The following is a 19,066-nucleotide window of genomic DNA, read 5'->3' as shown; positions in this document are numbered from 1 at the left end:
CGTGCTTTTTGATATGCAAAAGTGAAACAGATTCACTTTTGCATATTGATAATGAAACGTGTAGGAGGCCCCCTTTTCAGTCGTTTGTAGCAAGTTTGTAGCAGATCTGTAGCAAAATTCGGAGAGGAACGGCAAAATGGCTCTGAAAACCCGATTTTTGCAGATTTTTTGGCATAAAATTTTATCCTTGGATTTTGTGCAGAATGACGGTGGTGCTTTTCATTCGGATTCTGATGCCGTACAATAAAGGAAAAGATCATGGATGAAAGGAGAAATCGCTGTGCGCTACACCATCAGGCATTTTGATTTGCCGCTGCTTACCTTTGAAGCAAACATGGACAGTGCAGATACTGACCTCCATATTATAAAGGTCTACGAAGAAAAACGTTCCTTTTTACCTTTGAACCTGACTGTATCAGAAGATGGTGTAGAACGCTGGCTGCGGCATCGCGCAATTCCGAAGAACCGAGCGTATGTAGATGCTCTGCTCTCTAAGGTGGGGCTTTCTTTGAATCGACCGCTTGGAATTATTGCAGCCAATAAAGGTCTTTCGCTCAATGATTGCTTTTGGGTAGATGCAGAGGGTTCCGGGGATACTTTTGAAAAAGTAAATCTTTACGATAACCGATTCAGTCAGGTGCTGGCAGCAATCGCCTTTACAGGATATGGCAGCAGCATACGAACTTCGCTTGCGTCCTGCCCGGAGTTCTCGACCAACGGGATGCTGCCAAAATGCTGGCGCAGACAAAACGGAAAAATCTATCTTTATAAAGGTGGCACGTCAGGGTTCAGTAATCTGGGATTTGAACCGTACTCGGAAATGTATGCTTATCAAGTTGCACAGGTGATGGGCGTGAATGCGATTCGCTACACCCTGACAAAAGATCTGAAAAAGACGCTTTGTTCCAAGTGTGAGCTGTTCACCAGCAAAGAGTATTCTTATATTCCCATCGGACAGCTTGTGCCCAAAGGTGGAATAAAAGCAATTTTTGCGTATTATCAGACGTTAGGTCAGAACTTTGTGGATGCGCTGGAAGATATGCTGGTCTTTGATGCGATCATCTGCAACACTGACCGCCACTATGGAAATTTTGGTGTGCTGGTAGACAATAAAACCAACACGATTGCGGCACCTGCACCGCTGTTTGACCACGGAAACTCGCTGTTCAGTCTGGGCGGAACGGATCTTTGGGACAACCAGAAAGCATTTGATGAATATGCCCGCACACTGCTTCCGCTTGCATACGATGATTTTTTTGCAGCTGCAAAGAGTGCAATGAAACCTCGTCACCGTACAATGCTCCATAAGCTGCTGGATTTCCATTTTGACCGCAGAGCGACACGTTATAATCTGCCGCCAAATCGCTTGAAGATGATCGAAAAAGAGGTACAGCGCAGAGCAAGAGTGCTTTTAGGGTAAAAAAGAAACCGTCAAACGTGAGAGATTTCTCTCTCATGCATTGGCGATTTTTTGTATATCTGAAGCCGTCACACCGTGCCAGTTCATCGTGCTGAGGGCATTGACATATTCCTGCGAGACTTCCTTATTGGGAATACTCGCAATGCGAGCAGAAGGAAAAACATTTCCCTCGTGCAATTTCATGATTGCAGCGTCCATTGTACAGGCACTTGGAAAATGTGTAAAAAGTGTTCTGTATATAGCAGCAATATGAAAGCAGTATTTCACAGCTGGGCATTATGAATCTATAATAGGTAGCTGGAAATAAACAGAAAGAGGGTCTTTTTGATGGCAACGATATTTCCAAGAGAAGAAAAGGCAGAGGCACTGTTCGGGGAGATCCTGAAAAATCCAGAAGCCTGCCGACGCCTGATGGATACCTTCAACGACTCGCTGGACATGGCAGACGTACTGGATGCGCCGGCCGTGAGTGCACAGCAGTTTGCCGCAGCACTGTTCAATGCCTACGAGAACAAGGATCTGTCTGCCTTTCTGATGGCGATCTGCCAGCACAGTATGTTTGACCTGCTACGGAACGCTGCCCTGATCCCGTTCAAATTCAACGCCGATGGTCAGCCGAACCCGGTGATCCTGACGGATGATGCCGGCGTTCTTTTGCCGAACAACAAAGTTGCCGTGAGCAGCAAAGTATACGACCGGTTCATCCGGGTGTTCCAGAAGCAGGAAAAGGTAAAAATGTACCTTGCCAGCGGCTACTGCAAGTATCATGGCTACGACGAAGGCTCGATGGATGTGGTGGAGTACCACTACAACCAGCATTTGGGGCTGCTGCTGATCTACGAACTGCCGGACACCGTGAAGCAGAAGGTAACGGAAGCGGAGGCCTACTCCACCGTCTGGGATATCCAGATGAAGCTGCAGCACGCACTGCCCCGTTCCGTGGTCTACTATGGACAGGATACGCTCAAGGACGGCGGAACCCGCTACGATGAACTTGGCGTTTTTCTGCCGCTGGAACACTTTGCCGACCGGCTGGAACGCCATGTGGAAACTACTACCAAGATCGTTTACGGGGAGTAAATGCCCTGTAAACGAACTCCTTTTATAAGTGCATCACAGCAAAACAAAACGCAGCGAACCGTTAAAAGATTCGCTGCGTTTTGCCTTATATGAGAGAATGGAAATGCTGCACATCAGGTGCAATAACGGAAAGTCTTGTCAGTGACAATACGGGCGAAGATCAGCCCTAACGGCAGTGCTACGATGATGAGAATGGCATCTGCAAACCATGTGGCAGAGTTCATCAGAGACAGGATGCCCAGATTATAGATGGCACGGTAGAAATACAGTCCCGGTACCATGATAACGATGGACGGCACGGTGACGGAGATGCGGGGATAACCGGCGGCGCTCTTCAGGCAGGAGGCCAGCAGTCCGGACAGCAGTGCGCCCAGAAACGCTGCAACAGCGGGCGGAAAGCCCGCAAGGCTCACCAGCTCCAGCCGGAACGTGTTCGTTACCGCACCGATAAGGGCGGCGCAGACTGCCAGGTTCCGGGGACTGTTGAACATGAGCGAAAAGCCGAACACACCGCCAAAACTTGCCAGCAGCCGGAACACGATCTCTTCCGGGAGTGTCAGGCTCAGGGCAGGGAACTGCACCGGCTGCAAATGCAGCAGCAGTGCCATGATCCAAGCCGTCATGGTTGCCACCAGAATGATGAGGACGGCGTAGGCCAGACGTTCCAGCCCGGAGCGCATATCCAGCTTGGCAAGGTCGATGCCGCTGGTAATGAACGGAAAGCCCGGAATGATGAAGAGCATGGAGCAAATATATCCCGCCTCGTGCTGCGCCGATACGGCAAACAGCACCTCGGCCAGCTTCAGCAGGATGGCATACACGAGGCTTGCTGAACAGACCGACGCCGTAATGCCCAGAAACAGGGTGAAATGGTGCTTTGTCAGCTTGCACCGTACAAAGTTGCCGATGCCTGCACCGCAGAAGGCACACAGCATTTCCACAATGCCGCCGCCAAGCAGAAAGGTGAAGCAGCTGCAGGCCAGTGCAGCTGCAAAGCCCAGTGCGATGGGCGAATACAAGCCGTGGATGCGCTCGATCTCATCGAGGTGGCTGTGCAGTTCTTCGCCGGTCATAAATTTTCCTTCCCGGTCGAAGTCGTTGACGAAATGCTCCAGTCGGTTCAGCCGGGAGGTATTCACGCCCGTATTTGTCAAACAGAGTGACTGGGTATAACACTGGTCACCGTCAAAGCAGGTGAACTCAATGGACAACAGGCCGATGTCCGCTGTTGTTGTGACTCCCAGCTCCCGCGAAAGGGTGTTCATGGAGCTTCGGACACGCCATGCGCCGGTGCCGCATTCCAGCAGCATCAGCCCGGTGCGTCCAATGACGGAGGCTTTTTCCACAAGCCCCGCCTCGGTAATGGGGATGCCCTTGCTGGCCGACGCATAGTCGTGCCAGTAAACTTCCATGTGATTTTTGATGATCTCACTTTGCCGTTGTCCCATACCGGAAAGCCTCCTTTGTGATATGGGAATGTTGCAGCCGTTTCAAGACTGCGGTGCTATTATAAGGGAAATTGCAGGGTGGGTAAAACGTATCTTGGATATGCCGGCAATGTTCGTTTGGTATTTCAAAGAAGAAAATACGTTGCGTTTTTGGCGGCTCTGCGGTAGGATAGAAAAAACACGCCGAAAGGAAACTGCCGTGACCCTTCAACAACTCCGCTATGTCACGGCTGTTGCCGGCGCCGACACCATCGAGCAGCTGGCCGAGTACATCGGTGTGGAGCCTGCAGCCCTTTCCGCTACTGTGGAGCAGTACAATAAGGTTTGCGCCGAGGGCTACGACAGCGACTTTGCCAAGGACCCGCACTTCCTGAATGCAGTTGCAAAGGCTCCCTTCTACGCCCATGTCACAACCCCGAGTCTGGGCTTTGCACTGGTGACCACCGGCGGCTTTGTGACCACCAATGACCAGCAGGTGCTGAACGAGGATTATCAGCCCATCGAGGGCCTGTACGCTTCCGGCAACACCTGCGGTATGCGCTTCGGTCCCGAGTATATCACCCCGATCCCCGGTGTGAGCATTGGTATGTGCCTGACGCTGGGCCGCGAGCTGGGCAAGTATCTGGCTGCAAAGTAAGCAGTTCTGATATAAATATAGAAAAGGCAGGCTTTTTCCGCTGGGAAAGGGCCTGCCTTTTTGCTTTTTATAAAAAGTATGTTACAATAGAACTGGCAAAGAAACCGCAAAGAAACCGGTGCCGGGCGGTGCGGCTCCGGGGTAAGGAGGAAGCACGGTGAGCGAAAACGAAAAGGGCTATTATATCCGAGAATTTTCCAACATGACCGGTCTGCCCCAGAGCAAGATCCGGTATTACGAAAAGATCGGCCTGTTCAAGGTGAAGCGGATGAAAAACGGCTACCGCTGGTTCAGCCCGGAGGATGCATTCCGGGTGAACGCTTTCCGCTGCCTGCTGCAGTATGGCTTCAGCATAGAGGAAGCGGTGCGGATGCTGGACGAAAAGCAGCAGACCGAACAGTTTGAGCAATCTCTCAAGCGGCAGCGCTACACCCTGACCCACGAGAAGCAGCTGCTGGAATACCGCCTGCAGGCGCTGGATGAGGCCATTGGCCTGCTGAACATGGAACCCGGTTCAGACTTTTCGGTTCAGGATGTGCCGGATAAAATATATGTCTATGCTTCCAATGGGCGGGACTTCAGCGTGGCGGGGCAGGCAGGGGAGACCATTTCCCGCTTTGTGGAGCTGCTGTCCATTTCCAGCTATGCGCGGGTGATCGAGACGGCGCAGTTCAGCTTCGAAAAACCGGAGCTGAACCCCAGCTATGTCTGTGCCATCCCGGCTTCGGAGGAGTGGCGGCTTGGAACATATGACCGCACCCATGTCCACTGGATGAATCTGGGCAAATGCATCGTGTATCACCGCAGCCTGACGCGGGAGGAGAGCGTGCGCAAGGAAACCTTTGCCCTGCTTCTGGACTGGATGACTGCCCACGGCTACCATATGCGGGAAAAAATGATGATCCTGCCCGGTTTTTTGAATCTGGATGGCTGCGGAAAGGACATGGAGACGGTGATCCTGCCGGTAATCTGAGCCAAAAACGCGGTACAGCACAATAGACACAAAAAGCCCTTGTGGAGTTTGCACAAACTCACAGGGGCTTTCTTGTTGTTAAATGACAAACAAAGTTTCAAAACGGTAACGGTGCTTGACCTTAAACCCGGTTTATGCTGTAAAGTGTTGTTCGTGAAATGTCAAACGAAGTTCCGGCCCGGCGGTGCCTGACCGGAAAACATCGTACACACGAAGAAGAAAGAAAACGTAAAGGAGAACCTTATCATGGCAAACCGCATTTCCCGTCGCAACTTCCTGAAAAAGGCTGCTGCCGGTGCCGTCGGCGCTGCTGCTGCCGGTGTGCTGACCAGCTGCGGCAGCTCTGCAAGCTCTGTTGCTTCCAGCACTGCTGCTTCCTCCACCGCTTCCTCTGCTGCTGCAAGCGCAGCTTCCGAGGCTGGCTTTACCTTCAAGCCCGGCACCTACACCGCCAAGGCTTACGGCAATATCTCCGACATTGAGCTGGAGTGCACCTTCTCTGAGACTGCGCTGACCGATGTGAAGATCGTGGGCCAGAACGAGACTCCCGCGCTGTTCAGTCAGGTGGAGAACGAGCTGATCCCCGCCATTCTGGACAATCAGGCAGGCGGCGTGGACAGCATTACCGGTGCTACCAATTCCAGCCGCGCTGTCAAGGAAGCCATTGCAGACTGTGTTGCGCAGGCAGGCGGCGACCGTCAGGCATGGCTGGCCAAGACTGTGGAAAAGACCGCAGGCGCAGCTGAGGAATACGATGTGGATGTGGCCGTCATTGGCTGCGGCGCAGCAGGCTTTATGGCAAGCATCGTGGCAGCCCAGAAGGGCATGAAGGTGCTCACCGTGGAAAAGGCCGGCAGCGTTGCAGGCGTGAACGGCATCAAGGTCTCCGGCCCCTTTGCAGTGGACACCAGCGTGCTGCACGCACGTGAGGGCGGCACCACCCTGACTGTGGACGAAGTGTTCAACCATGCCATGAACTACACCCACTGGACCCCGAACCCCAGCCTGATCAAGCGCTGCCTGGAGACCTCCAATGACGCTGTGGAAGAGCTGGTGGGCATCGGCTACGAGATGAAGGAAGCAAACTTCCGCTTCGAGACCCCCTTCAAGGATGAGAAGGGCGGCTTCCACCTGATCACCAACGCTCTGGATGAGCGCGTGCAGCTGTGGGAGAAGGCTCTGGACGACAACGGCGTGCAGGTGATCTACAACACCGCAGCCAAGAGCCTGATCGTGGAGAACGACAAGATCTGCGGCTTTACCGCTGAAAAAGAGGACGGCACCCCCATCACCGTCCATGCAGGCGCTGTCATCATTGCATCCGGCGGCTTCCTTGGCAACCGCGACCTGCAGGAGAAGTTCCTGCACACCCGCAAGCTGAACGCAGCTGCAGGCGGCAACAGCCTGTGCACCGGCGACGGCATTGTAATGGCAAACGACGCAGGCGCTGTGCTGTGCAAGACCTTTGGCTACTGCCCCTGCGAGTACGGCGGAACCAACAGCAAGGCCAGCCGCCCCGCAAAGCAGGATAAGTACGACCAGAACTACTGCTTCAAGTTCGGCCTGTACGGCAACCTGCTGGTGGACGGCGAAGGCAAGCGCTTTATCAACGAGGGCCTGCTGTGCGATTACCCCATGAGCTACGGCTCCGAGCAGATCCTGCTGAACGCCCCTTGGTACGGCATTGTGGATCAGGCTTATGTGGATGCCATGACCACGCAGGGCCTGTACGAGTACACCACGGCAAAGGGCGCTACCAGCGAGAACTGGTTCATTGGCAACTACTTCAAGGGCCGCATTCTGGACAACCTGCCCAGCGATATTGAAGAGGGCCTGAAGGAAGGCTGGCTGGTCAAGGCTGACACCATTGAAGAGCTGGGCGAGAAGTTCGGCCTGACCCATCTGGCTGAGACCGTTGCAAAGTACAACGAGTACTGCGAGAAGGGCGTGGACGAGCAGTTTGGTGCTAACAAGTGGTACCTCAGCCCCATCAAGGAAGGCCCCTTCTACGCTGTGCAGTGTGAGCCGAGTGCATGGAGCACCTTTGGCGGCGTGCGCACCGACGACTGCTGCCGCGCTCTGGATCTGGACAACCAGCCCATCGACGGCCTGTACGTTGCCGGCACCGACAGCGGCAGCCTGTACTACAGCCCCTACTACGATATCCCCGGCTTCTGCTATGGCCTGTGCATTGACAGCGGCTATATCTGCGCTGAGGAAGCAGCTGCCTTCGTCAAAGCCTGATCGGCTGCAGTAAAGCCCCATAAGCAAAAAAGATCCCGTCCACTTCTGGGTGAACGGGATCTTTTTTGCGTATCAGACAGGGAAAAGCGGCTCAGAGGTCGTTTTTCTCCTGCCCCAGATTGTCGGATTCCAGGACGACACAAACTATGTTGCCATTGGCGGCGTAACGCCGGAGAACATCCCGGAGTTCCGCAAGGCGGGCTGCCTTGGCGTGGGCCTTGCCAGCAGCCTGATGCCGAAGGACAAGGCCGCCGCCCGCGACTGGGATGCCTGCGCGGAATACGTGCACATGCTGCTTACAAAAGCCAAAGGCGAATAAACCGCAGAAACAGCAAGACCGCTCACCCGAAAAGATGAGCGGTCTTTTGTTGTGTGATGGGATGGCATCGCCGCCTACTCTTTAGACCATGGCTTCGCGTCATCCTGCCGGAGCAGTCGGCATCGATGCCATTCTGCTTTGTCTGCTGCGTGAACCACTTTCACTCCTGAAATGAACTGCATGAAAAATCAGAAGGCCCCATTCTATTGACTTTGCCTTTGCAGGGGAGTATACTCCATGTCACCAAGAATATTACGGCTATGACGAGAAAAAGTACCCGGAAGGAATGCTGCAGAGAGCTGCCGGTTGGTGCAAGGCAGTGCAGGGCATCCGTGGGAAGATCCTCTCCGAGCTTTCCGGCTGAATGGACGGTGTGCGCCCCAGTAAGCAGGAACGGCAGGCCCCCGTTATCACGGGCCGCGCGTTGTTGGACGTGCACTGAGTGGTCAGCGTTGTGCTGGCAATAAGAGTGGTACCGCAGAGGATATTACACGCCTTTGTCTCTTACAGACCGTAGGGGACAAGGGCGTTTTGTTTTGCGGATGCTTTTGTCCCAAAGCATGTCAGAAGGAAAAGGAGAAGCAATTATGAAAACACTGGAAAAAGTAAGCGACTTTGTGGGCAAGTACATGGCCGCCATCGTTATTGTGGTGGCTGCGGGTGCCCTGTTCTTCCCCGGCCCGTTCAGCGTGGTAAAGACGGCGTGGGTCAATAACCTGCTGGGCATCGTGATGTTCGGCATGGGCCTTACCCTGAAGCCGGAGGACTTCAAGGTGGTGTTCAGCCGCCCGAAGGATGTGATCGTGGGCTGCGTTGCACAGTTCACCCTCATGCCGTTTCTGGCATGGGCGCTCACGCAGGTGTTCCACCTGCCCACCGAGCTGGCCATTGGCGTGATCCTGGTTGGCACCTGCCCCGGCGGCACCTCTTCCAACGTGATGACCTACCTTTCCAAGGGCGACGTTGCACTGTCCGTTGGCATGACCGCTGTTTCCACCGTGCTGGCTCCGTTCCTCACCCCGCTGCTCACCCTGCTGTACGCTGGCCAGCGTGTTGACGTGAACCCCATGAGCATGTTCATGTCCATCGTCAAGGTGGTGCTGGTGCCCATCGCACTGGGCTTTGTGGTCAATCACTTCTTCCATAAGTTCACCGAGGAAGCCGTCCGCGTGCTGCCTCTGGTCTCCACTACCGCCATCGTGCTGATCATCTGCGCCGTGGTCTCCGCCAACAGCGCCAAGATCATGACCAGCGGTCTGCTGATCCTTGTGGTGGTCATCCTGCACAATGTGCTGGGCTACCTCACCGGCTTTGGCGTGGGCAAGCTGCTCAAGCTGGACTCCACCAAGTGCCGCGCGATCTCCATCGAGGTGGGCATGCAGAACTCCGGCCTTGCAACCAGTCTGGCCGCCGCACACTTTGCACAGTATCCGCTGGCTACCATTCCCGGCGCTGTGTTCTCCGTGTGGCATAACATTTCCGGTGCGATCCTCGCCAACTTCTTTGCCCGCACAGCAGAGAAGAAGGATTGATCTTTCATAACATAGTAAAGCCCCCGGCAGGTGCAAACCTGCCGGGGGCTTTGCTGTGCCTGCGGGCCGGGCAAGTGCAACAAAACCGGCACAAATTGTGCTTTTCACGCTGCTTTTAGGGCGATTCACGCAGGTTTGCTTCCAAAATGCGGTAAAGTGTGGGATAATCAAGATACTGTAATATATACCCCCCCCCGTAAAAATGCGAGGGGAAAAAGGAGGCTGTACCATGAAACAAGGCAAACTTATCCGGCGTGCAGTATCGGCGGCGCTGGCCGGATGCATGATGTTCACCTTTTCCGCTCCGGCGCTGGCTGAGAGCACCGATGCGCTGATGCAGTTGAGCACCGCTGCCAAAAGCGCGGTGAGCGTGCTGGACGCGGAAAATGGTGACACAGCTAACTATGGCTTTACTATCGATCTTAACGGAACAACAAAAACGGTTAATGAATCAAACTGCAAGGATATTTTCGAAGATAAAAAACTCAGCTATGATCCTATTACAAACAAGCTGACGAACAATGGCACCATAGGCGGAAAATTGACCATTGACGCGCCAAATGTGGACGTAGAACTGACAGGAAATAGCTCTGTTATTGACGGCTATAGTACAAACCTGAACATCAAAAACGCGCGGAATGTAACGCTCTCTACAAATAGCTTCTCTGTCGTGGGCGGTTTGTACAGCGGCAATGTTGAAATCAATTGCTCAGGCAAACTGACGATCAAGAACTCTGACTTTACATGGCCGGCGATCAAAGGCGATCTGACCGTGCATAATGCATTGGAGATATTGGTCGAGGGTCGGTTCAGTACAGTGGTCGGTGGCGATGTGAAAATTGAATGCGCCTGCCCGGCGACCTTTAAAAATAACCAAAACGGCGGAATTGCAAAGAGCATTACCTACGCTGGTGATTATGTTTACTACACCAGTGATGCAACAGATGCTGAAGCAGTTGACCCGAATGTTACGTCCATCCCAGCAGAAACGGCAAAGTATGTGCGCATTGCGCCGAAAATGCGCTACAACATCTATACTGCAGAAGATGCAACCATCAAGCTGCAGGGACAGAGTACAGAACTGAAGACTGCCTTTGCGGGCGAAAAGGTCACCGTGACCGCTGCAGGCAAAGAAAACGCTGAGTTTACCGGCTGGACTGCTGAGGGCATCACGCTTACAAAGGAGCAGAAGGCGAACCCCACAGTCAACTTTACCATGCCGGACAAGAACGTGACTCTGAACCCGAATTACAATGTTGTACAGGATTATGGCCTTGAGGTGGGCAGCGAGAACACTACACCAACCCGCGTTACCAGCAAAAACTGTAAAGACATTTTAGGAAATGGTGTGCTGAGTTACGACCCGACCACCCAAACGTTGAAGTCGGATGGCAGAATAAAGCGCTCGTCTCTGAAAATCAACGCACCCGGCAAGGATATAAATCTGGATGGTAAAGATCAGATTGCTGTGGCTGCAAAGTTGATTGTGGAGAATGCACATAATGTGAAGGTCAGCAGTGATAAGTATGCTGCGATTTTCGCCAGAGATGATACCAGCACAATCGACTGCACCGGTAAGGTGGATATCCGCAGCGGCGGAGACGTGGTTGTGAATGGAAATCTGAGTATTAACAATCTCGGTGATGTTGATCTTTATGCAAACGGCAATAGTATTTCGAATAAGGCTCTTACCATTACCAGCGGTGGTAACGTGACCATTGAGAGTACCGACGGTAGAGCGGCGCAAAAACTGACGATCAACAAGGCCGAGGATGTCACCATTTCCATCAGTGATGACGAAAGAGCAGTCTCCGAAAACACCAAGATCACCGCTTCCGGCACTGTGATCCTGGAAAACAAAGCACCGGGTGGCCCTGTGGGCACTGTTGACTTTACACAGGCAGACGGCAAAAAATACGTCTACTATACCAGCGAAGAGCCGGATGCTGAGCTGATCGACCCGCGCATCCATCCGCTTGCAGAAGCGGCAGAAAGCAGCTACCTGCGCATTGAGCCGAGGGAGACTTACTACAGTATTACCGTTGCGAACGGCACTGCGCAGGTGGGCGACGACACCACCGGCCAGATTACTACCGCCTTTGAGGGCGAAACGGTCACTGTCAAGGCCAATGCACCCACCGATGAGGATGCCGCCAAGGGCGTGAAGTTCCATCACTGGAAGGTGGAAGAGGGAAGCACCAGCTTTGACCCGACCGAGGGCAGTCTGGGTTCTGCGACTGAAGCAGGCACCGCAGAGATCAGCTTTGATATGCCCAAAGGCAATGTGAAGCTGACCGCCGTTTACAGCATCCCCGCTTCCGTGCTGAGGAGTACCGTTACTGTTACGGGCGGCACGGCAAAGTCCACTCTGGGCGAGGGCAGCGATATCCCCGCAGAGATCGGCACCGAGGTGGAGATCACAGCTACCCCGTATGATGCCGAGAAATACCCCGGCATGGAGTTCGTGGAATGGGAGATCAAGTACCCCGATAGCTTCTACGAGAAATTCCCCGATGGCATTCCGGAAAATCTGCAGCTCAAGCTGGACAATGCCAAGAGCGCGGCCACGACGTTTAAGATGCCCGTTTACCCGGTCAAACTGATCGCCCACTGGTCGGCAAGCCCGGTGGACAAGCCTAACCCGGACGAACCTATTGATGAAGACTTCGGCGTAGAACCTGCACCCATGGATACCACGGGCGGTGCAATTGCCGCCGTGGCCGTGGGCGGTGCAGCCATCTGGGGCGGCTACGAGATCGCCACCCGCATCATCCTGAACGACCTGCTGCCTGCAGGCGCAGCCATCCCGGCAAACCGCGGCCAGCTGGCTCTGCTGATGTGGAACACCGCAGGCAGGCCCGAACCCGCAGGCGCACCCGCCTTTGCGGATGTGGCCGACGCTGACATGGCAAAGGCCGCACAGTGGTGCACCGAGCAGGGCACCATGGATGCCAAGGGCGACCGCTTTGAGCCCGAAGGCTGGACCCCGAAGTTCAAGGTGATCGAAGTGTGGAATAAGGCATTCCCCAAGCAGTAAAACAGCAAACAGCCCCCGGCAGGCGCAAACCTGCCGGGGGCTTTGCTGTGCCTGCGGGCCGGGCAACTGCAACAGAACCGGCACAAATCGTGCTTTTCACGCTGCTTTTAGGGCGATTCACGCAGGTTTGCTTCCAAAATCCGGTAAAGTGTGAGATAATCAAAGTACCGTAATGCATACCCCCCCCCGTAATAATTTTCGCAAAGGAGGAACCCCTATGAAACGAAATATTTTGGCCCGGCGGGCGGCTTCCGCTGCGCTGGCAGCATGCATGATGTTCACCCTTTCCGCCCCGGCTCTGGCCGCAAGCACCGATGCCCTGCTCCAGCAGAGCACCGCCGCCAAAAGCGCGGTGAGCGTGCTGGACGAAGAGAACGGTACGGAGGTAGAAACTGAGTATCAGATGAATCTCAAATACGGCAGCATCACAGTCTATATTGGGGCTGATGACAAACAGTATGTCCAGCAGGGCAATAATGAAGCCCAGCAAAGGGGCAATCTGTCTATCACAACGGACGGCAGCCAGACGCACAATACCATTACCATCGAAGGCGGCACCACTGGTGCAAAAGTCACACTGTCTAATGTCAAGATCAATGCTTCCGGCGCGGCAGTCTCGGTCAGCGGCAATGTGGAGCTGGTCATTGAAGGCACGAATACCCTGCACAGCGGCACGAAACACGCCGGTGTTGAAAAGGCCGACGACAACGGGACCCTGACCATCAGCGGCTTCGGTACGCTGAATGCTTACGGCGGCGAGAGCGGCGCGGGCATTGGCGGCGCATGGCATAAAAATGCCAGCAATATTGTGATTGAAGGTGGTACGATCGAGGCCAACGGCGGTAACTGGGGTGCAGGCATTGGCGGAGGTCACGGCGCAGCGGGTCAAAATATTACGATTCGTGATGGTAATGTAACGGCGAAACCCGGTGGCGAAGCAGCAGGCATTGGCGGCGGCTATCTAGGTGACGGTAAGAACATTACCATTGAGGGCGGTACGGTACATGCAGAGTCTGGCGGCGGAAAAGGTCGTACTGCGGCAATCGGCGGCGGACGAGAGACTGGCAAAGGCGAAAACATCCAGATCACCGGCGGCAATGTTACGCTGCAAATTGTAGATGACAATGGCATTTATATCGGCAATGGTCAAGAGGAAGCTGAAATTGACACCAGCAAGCTGCTTGGCACGATCACCAAACTGGACAAGGACGGCAATCAGGTTGACGAAATTGTACAGGATTTCAACATCAAAATCAATGGTGAGTCTGTTACCAGCAAGAACTACAACGACATCCTTGGAATCTGCTATGACATTGAGGAAAAGACCCTGAAGCTGAAGGATGGAAAATCCTTTGAAGGTGCCCTGACCATCACGGCACCGGAGGATGTTTCCATTGATCTGGAAGCGGATGCGTCCCACGTTGTGAACGGTGACCTGACCGTAAACGGCGCAAAGGATGTGAAAGTGACCAAGCTAGGTGGCAGTGCGGCTGCAGCAATTGAAGGCAAGGCGGAGATCACCTGTTCCGGTGATGTGATCCTCAAAAGTTTTGGCGGTTCGCATGGTGACGGCCGAAACCTGATAGGGAATGGCCTTACCGTGCATCGGGCAAATACGGTCACGACCGAAGGCGGCATTGGCGGCGAAACGATTATTGACTGTACTGGCGATATAAAGCTTGGTAATGAGTGGGGCACGACGGTTTCAAAGCTGATGGTGAACAGTGCAAACAATGTGACGATGACGTCCGGCAGTTGGTATTGTTTGATCGATCAGGGCGCAGTGATCAAATGCAGCGGTACGGTAATAATTAGCGGTATGAGCCCAATCAAAGGTGATGTGACGATAGATGCAGGAAAAGATGTTTCTCTTGAGTATGAGTACAATGACAAGGTGATTAATATCAAGGCAGCTGGCAAGGTGGAACTGAACAGTGACAGTTACCGTAACCTTGGCAAAGTGATCTTCACTCAGGCGAAGAAAAAACCCTATGTCTATTTCACGGACCAATCTTCGGAGTACAAGGACTCCCGCATTACCCCGATTCCTGAGACAATAGAAAGCAACTACCTGCGCATTGAGCCGAGGGAGACTTACAGCATTACCGTGAAAAACGGCACCGCACAGGTGGGCGACGACACCACCGGCCTGACCAGCGCCTTTGAGGGCGAAAAGGTCACGGTGAGCGGTAACAACAAAAACCCGAGTGTTACAAAGTTCGGCGGCTGGAAAGTGATCAGCCCGGAAAGCTTTGAACTGACCGAAGCGCAGAAAAATACCGAAAAAAATATGACCTTCACCATGCCGGCCAGCCCGGTGGAGCTGAAAGCTTCTTATAGCTTCCCGGCACCTGTATTAGATATGCAAGTCACAGTGAAGGACGGCACGATCCGCGTCGGAAAGGGCGAAAGACAGACGGGCACGGTGTTCGTACAGCCGGGCCAGACCGTCACGATCGAAGCCAATGAGCCTGTCAAGGAGAATGAGTCGTTCCATCACTGGAAGGTGGAAAAAGATTCCAGCAAGAATATTGGCATAATTGAGGGTAGTCTGGGCTCCGAAACGGAAAAGGGCACGGAAAAGATCGTCTTTACCATGCCGCAGGACGGCGTGAAGCTGACCGCCGTTTACAGCATCCCCGCTTCCGTGCTGAGGAGTACCGTTACTGTTACGGGCGGCACGGCAAAGTCCACTCTGGGCGAGGGCAGCGATATCCCCGCAGAGATCGGCACCACGGTGGAGATCACAGCTACCCCGTATGATGCCGAGAAATACCCCGGCATGGAGTTCGTGGAATGGGAGATCAAGTACCCCGATAGCTTCTACCAGAACTTCCCCGATGGCATTCCGGAAAATCTGCAGCTCAAGCTGGACAATGCCAAGAGCGCGGCCACGACGTTTGAGATGCCCGTTTACCCGGTCAAACTGATCGCCCACTGGTCGGCAAGCCCGGTGGCCGACCCGGACGAACCTATTGATGAAGACTTCGGCGTAGAACCTGCACCCATGGATACCACAGGTGGCACCATTGCCGCCGTGGCCGTGGGCGGTGCAGCCATCTGGGGCGGCTACGAGATCGCCACCCGCGTGATCCTGCACGGCCTCCTGCCCGAGGGCGCAGCCATCCCGGCAAACCGCGGCCAGCTGGCACTGCTCATCTGGACTGAGAAGGGCAAGCCCGAACCCGCCGCACAGCCCGCCTTTGCGGATGTGGCCGACCCCGATATGGCCAAGGCCGCTCAGTGGTGCGTGGAGCAGGGTCTGCTGGATGCACGGGAAGGCAAGTTTGAATCGGACGGCTGGATGCCCAAGTTCAAGACCATTGAGATCTGGAACAAGGCGTTCCCCAAAAAGTAACCTCTGAGCGCTTTCTCCGTAAAGCCTCAGAATGACAGATCCCCCCGATACCGGATACCCGGTATCGGGGGGATTTTTTGCGCAGGCACGCGTGGCATTGGCGGTGGCAATCATCTCCGACATTTCAATGATCCAGTGACCTTGCAGTTTGCGCGAAACAAAAATACTCCGGCAACTTTCCAACCAAGAGAAAGCTACCGGAGTATTCCGCTTTACTTATTTGTTTTTACCAGCAGTGCCTGATACGGCTCCAGTTCCACATCCGCCAGCCAGACGGAAGTGCCCTCCGGGGTGTGATACTCGCCGCCCAGAGCGTCCAGACTTGCCCCTGCCGGGTACTCGGTAAAGTTGAACAGCCCCACCAGCGTTTCCTCGCCGCGCTTGCGTACCAGCGCCAGCACGCCGGGGTTGTGGCTGTCCCATGTGGTCACCCACGCATCCGGGGCAAAGCAGGGGTCTGCACGCATTTGGCGCAGCTGCTCCATGCCCTGCCACAACTTGTTTTGCAGCGTGCCCTTCCGGGTGCGCTGCTTTGCGTCCTCCCAGTTGAATTTTGTGCGGTGCAGATTGCGGCTGTCCTCCACACGGTCGGGGTCGTTTTTATAATCCCAGCCATTGAGTTGTGCAATCTCATCGCCGCAGTTCAGCATGGGGAAGCCCTGCAAAAACGCCATGGCAGTGTGCAGCAGCAGGTCACGCTTCACGGCATAATCCAGTGCGGTCTTATCGTCCTTTTCCAGTGCCTGCTCCACGCCGCACAGGCTGGCGGTGGTGCCGCAGCTCCGGGCATCGCCGGTGGCAGGGTCGTAGTTGTACAGCTCACCCTTTGCCCAGCTGCCGGGGAAATTGCCCTCGTAGAAGTGGTACAGATATTCTTTGTGCTTTTGCGGGTCAATGCCAAGCCGTTTCTCCACCGCCTCATCCAGACCCCAGCCGATATCATCGTGGCAGCGCAGATAGTTCACGAACCAGCAGTTGTCCGGCAGGGCATGGAGGGCATCCAGCTGAGCTTTCAGCAGCCGGGTATCCCGGCTGGCAAGGGCACCCCACAGGTTGACCATGGTGGACACGTTGTAGAGCATGTGGCATTCCGGCTTTTCGGGCGTGCCGAAATAAGCCGCCAGCTCCTTGGGAGCCATGACTACCTCGCCCTTGAGGATGACCGCCGGGCAGACGCATTCCAGCACCATGCGGAGCATCCGCACGATGGTGTGCACCTGGGGCAGATTGCGGCAGGTGGTGCCCAGCTGCTTCCAGATATAGGGTACGGCATCAATGCGGAACACCTCTACGCCGAGATTGGCGAGGTGCAGAATGCTCTTGGTCATGTCCACGAATACCGCCGGGTTTGCGTAGTTCAGATCCCACTGGTAGTCGTGGAAGGTGGTCAGCACCCACTTGTGCATTTCTTCGCACCATGTAAAGTTGCCGGGTGCGGTGTTGGGGAACACCTGAGGCACGGTCTGCTCGTACTGGTCGGGGATGGTGCGGTCCTCGTAGAGGTGGTAATAGGCCTGAAACCACGGGTCTCCGGCTTTTGCCGCCATGGCCCAGCGGTGGGTGCTGGCGGTGTGGTTCATGACAAAATCCAGACACAGACTGATGCCGGCCTTGCGCAGCTCCCGGGTCAGGTTTTCCAGATCCTTGTTGGTGCCAAGGGCCGGGTCTACAGTGTCAAAATCCTCCACCGCATAGCCGCCGTCGTTGTGGGGATGGGGCATCTGCAGCAGGGGCATCAGGTGCAGATAGGTCAGCTTCTGCTCCTTGAGGTAGGGCAGCTTCTTTGCCAGTTCTTTCAGGTTTCCGGCAAAGAGGTCGGTGTACATGGTCATGCCGAACATATTGCCCCGCTTGTACCACTCCGGGTCAGCAGAGCGCGCTTTGTCCAGCGCTTTCAGCTCGGCGCTGCGGGCGTTGTAGGCTTCTGCCATCTCCCGCTCCAGAACTTCCAGCCCTTCCCGGTTGTGGTACAGTTCCATGAACAGCCATTCCAGCTCGTCCTTGTGCTTGGCAAACCGGGACGCAAATTCCTGTTTTGCTGCCATGGTTCAGCCCTCCACTTCTGCAAGGGTGGGCATGGCAGGGATAGCACCATGCCGGCTGGTGGTGATGCTGGCCGCTTTGTTGGCAAAAGCCAGAATGCTTTCCAGCTTGTCCACCGTCAGGGTATCCAGCTCCTCCTTGCAGAGCTTGGACAGGGCAGCCCCAAAGAAGGTATCGCCTGCGCCGTTGGTATCACCCACCTTGCAGGGAACGCCAGCCACATGGCCAGTCTTGTCCCCAAAGCGGTAGAATACGCCGTTTGCACCCAAGGTGACAAAAATCAGCCGGATGCCGTTCTGTGCCAGTTGTGCCGTGCCGCTTTCGCAGTCGGTGGTGCCGGTGAGCAGGGGCAGTTCTTCATCGGACACCTTCAGGATATCCACCAGCGGCAGGGGAGCTTTCATCTGGGCAATGGCATCCTCTTTGTTCTTCCAGAGGTTTGCACGGTAGTTGGGGTCGTAGGTGATGGTAGCACCCAGCTTTTTGGCGCGGGCGGCAGCATCCAGCGTGGCAGTGCGGGAGGGGTCAGCGGTCAGGCTGACAGAGCCGAAGTGGACGATTTTGGCAGCTTTCAAAGCCTCGTCCGAAATGTCCTCCTTGCACAGCATCACGTCAGCGTTGGCGCTGCGGTAGAAGCTGAAATCCCGCTCGCCGGTGGCATCCACCGAGACCACCGCCATGGTGGTGGGGTGGTCTGCATCCACCGCCATGCCGGAAACGTCTACCTTGTTTTCTGCCAGAACCTCTTTCAGGTAGCGGCCAAAGGCATCCGCACCCACCTTGCCGATAAAGGCGGTCTGTGCGCCCAGTCTGGAAGCAGCCACCGCCAGATTGGCCGGTGCACCGCCGGGGTTTGCGGCAAACTGGGGGATGCCGCGCGCATCCTTGCCGGTCTGGGTCAGGTCGATCAAAACTTCACCAATCGTTAAAATGTCCATGCGTTTTCTCCTTATTTTTATCCTATAAGCCAAAACC

At 54.9% G+C, this 19,066-nt stretch carries 13 protein-coding genes and 1 other annotated feature; of the genes, 9 read left to right on the top strand and 4 right to left on the bottom strand.

Going from position 1 to position 19,066, the window contains the following annotated elements; genetic code table 11:
* The first annotated feature begins 262 nt into the window (after window positions 1-262).
* The gene (locus ACGHP1_RS13195; RefSeq protein ID WP_390509623.1) at window positions 263-1,420 is read left to right on the top strand and encodes an XRE family transcriptional regulator; all 1,158 of its coding nucleotides are present in this window, start codon (window positions 263-265) and stop codon (window positions 1,418-1,420) included.
* 33 nt (window positions 1,421-1,453) lie between these two features.
* Here the strand turns inward: ACGHP1_RS13195 and ACGHP1_RS13190 are convergent, their stop codons facing one another.
* Window positions 1,454-1,618 carry a hypothetical protein gene (locus tag ACGHP1_RS13190; RefSeq protein WP_390509622.1) on the bottom strand — a complete coding sequence of 55 codons (165 nt, stop codon included), beginning with the start codon at window positions 1,616-1,618 and terminating at the stop codon, window positions 1,454-1,456.
* Between the two features lie 129 nt (window positions 1,619-1,747).
* Between ACGHP1_RS13190 and ACGHP1_RS13185 the strand changes: the two genes are divergently transcribed.
* On the top strand, window positions 1,748-2,500 hold the full coding sequence (locus tag ACGHP1_RS13185) for a DUF4866 domain-containing protein (RefSeq protein WP_390509620.1): 753 nt from the start codon (window positions 1,748-1,750) through the stop codon (window positions 2,498-2,500).
* Window positions 2,501-2,613: 113 nt separating this feature from the next.
* Here ACGHP1_RS13185 and ACGHP1_RS13180 read toward each other — a convergent pair whose 3' ends face one another.
* Window positions 2,614-3,948 (bottom strand): threonine/serine exporter ThrE family protein, encoded by a 1,335-nt coding sequence (locus tag ACGHP1_RS13180; RefSeq protein WP_390509619.1) that lies wholly within the window; start codon window positions 3,946-3,948, stop codon window positions 2,614-2,616.
* 199 nt (window positions 3,949-4,147) lie between these two features.
* Between ACGHP1_RS13180 and ACGHP1_RS13175 the strand changes: the two genes are divergently transcribed.
* From ACGHP1_RS13175 to ACGHP1_RS13145, 7 genes are all read left to right on the top strand, one after another.
* On the top strand, window positions 4,148-4,585 hold the full coding sequence (locus tag ACGHP1_RS13175) for an FAD-binding protein (RefSeq protein WP_390509618.1): 438 nt from the start codon (window positions 4,148-4,150) through the stop codon (window positions 4,583-4,585).
* A gap of 157 nt (window positions 4,586-4,742) precedes the next feature.
* Window positions 4,743-5,558: a MerR family transcriptional regulator gene (locus tag ACGHP1_RS13170; protein WP_349935495.1), complete on the top strand. Its 816-nt coding sequence runs from the start codon at window positions 4,743-4,745 to the stop codon at window positions 5,556-5,558.
* Window positions 5,559-5,804: 246 nt separating this feature from the next.
* Complete coding sequence (locus ACGHP1_RS13165) at window positions 5,805-7,802, top strand: FAD-binding protein (RefSeq protein ID WP_390509617.1); 1,998 nt, start codon at window positions 5,805-5,807, stop codon at window positions 7,800-7,802.
* Window positions 7,803-7,851: 49 nt separating this feature from the next.
* On the top strand, window positions 7,852-8,121 hold the full coding sequence (locus tag ACGHP1_RS13160) for a hypothetical protein (RefSeq protein ID WP_154255952.1): 270 nt from the start codon (window positions 7,852-7,854) through the stop codon (window positions 8,119-8,121).
* A gap of 251 nt (window positions 8,122-8,372) precedes the next feature.
* Window positions 8,373-8,628, top strand: a binding site (T-box leader).
* An 80-nt stretch (window positions 8,629-8,708) separates the two neighbouring features.
* Complete coding sequence (locus tag ACGHP1_RS13155) at window positions 8,709-9,653, top strand: bile acid:sodium symporter family protein (RefSeq protein ID WP_097773826.1); 945 nt, start codon at window positions 8,709-8,711, stop codon at window positions 9,651-9,653.
* 229 nt (window positions 9,654-9,882) lie between these two features.
* Window positions 9,883-12,690 carry a hypothetical protein gene (locus ACGHP1_RS13150; protein ID WP_390509615.1) on the top strand — a complete coding sequence of 936 codons (2,808 nt, stop codon included), beginning with the start codon at window positions 9,883-9,885 and terminating at the stop codon, window positions 12,688-12,690.
* A gap of 217 nt (window positions 12,691-12,907) precedes the next feature.
* Window positions 12,908-16,048, top strand: coding sequence for a hypothetical protein (locus ACGHP1_RS13145; RefSeq protein ID WP_390509614.1), 3,141 nt, complete (start codon window positions 12,908-12,910; stop codon window positions 16,046-16,048).
* Window positions 16,049-16,260: 212 nt separating this feature from the next.
* Here ACGHP1_RS13145 and ACGHP1_RS13140 read toward each other — a convergent pair whose 3' ends face one another.
* Both ACGHP1_RS13140 and ACGHP1_RS13135 read right to left on the bottom strand, forming a co-directional pair.
* A complete protein-coding gene (locus ACGHP1_RS13140) occupies window positions 16,261-18,093 on the bottom strand; it encodes an amylosucrase (RefSeq protein ID WP_390509613.1) in 1,833 nt (610 codons plus the stop codon).
* 3 nt (window positions 18,094-18,096) lie between these two features.
* Window positions 18,097-19,029, bottom strand: coding sequence for a carbohydrate kinase (locus ACGHP1_RS13135; RefSeq protein WP_302277100.1), 933 nt, complete (start codon window positions 19,027-19,029; stop codon window positions 18,097-18,099).
* Window positions 19,030-19,066 lie beyond the last annotated feature (37 nt).

Origin of the sequence: Faecalibacterium sp. i21-0019-B1, assembly GCF_042852915.1 — a bacterium.
GTDB classification, from domain to species: Bacteria; Bacillota; Clostridia; order Oscillospirales; family Ruminococcaceae; genus Faecalibacterium; species Faecalibacterium taiwanense.
This window is presented reverse-complemented; position numbering and strand designations above follow the sequence as displayed.

Bases quoted from the DNA above. Each gene is read 5' to 3' on its own strand.
- ACGHP1_RS13190 (WP_390509622.1), bottom strand. From the start codon at position 1,618: ATGGACGCTGCAATCATGAAATTGCACGAGGGAAATGTTTTTCCTTCT.
- ACGHP1_RS13145 (WP_390509614.1), top strand. From the start codon at position 12,908: ATGAAACGAAATATTTTGGCCCGGCGGGCGGCTTCCGCTGCGCTGGCA.
- ACGHP1_RS13155 (WP_097773826.1), top strand. From the start codon at position 8,709: ATGAAAACACTGGAAAAAGTAAGCGACTTTGTGGGCAAGTACATGGCC.
- ACGHP1_RS13140 (WP_390509613.1), bottom strand. From the start codon at position 18,093: ATGGCAGCAAAACAGGAATTTGCGTCCCGGTTTGCCAAGCACAAGGAC.
- ACGHP1_RS13165 (WP_390509617.1), top strand. From the start codon at position 5,805: ATGGCAAACCGCATTTCCCGTCGCAACTTCCTGAAAAAGGCTGCTGCC.
- ACGHP1_RS13135 (WP_302277100.1), bottom strand. From the start codon at position 19,029: ATGGACATTTTAACGATTGGTGAAGTTTTGATCGACCTGACCCAGACC.
- ACGHP1_RS13195 (WP_390509623.1), top strand. From the start codon at position 263: ATGAAAGGAGAAATCGCTGTGCGCTACACCATCAGGCATTTTGATTTG.
- ACGHP1_RS13185 (WP_390509620.1), top strand. From the start codon at position 1,748: ATGGCAACGATATTTCCAAGAGAAGAAAAGGCAGAGGCACTGTTCGGG.
- ACGHP1_RS13150 (WP_390509615.1), top strand. From the start codon at position 9,883: ATGAAACAAGGCAAACTTATCCGGCGTGCAGTATCGGCGGCGCTGGCC.
- ACGHP1_RS13180 (WP_390509619.1), bottom strand. From the start codon at position 3,948: ATGGGACAACGGCAAAGTGAGATCATCAAAAATCACATGGAAGTTTAC.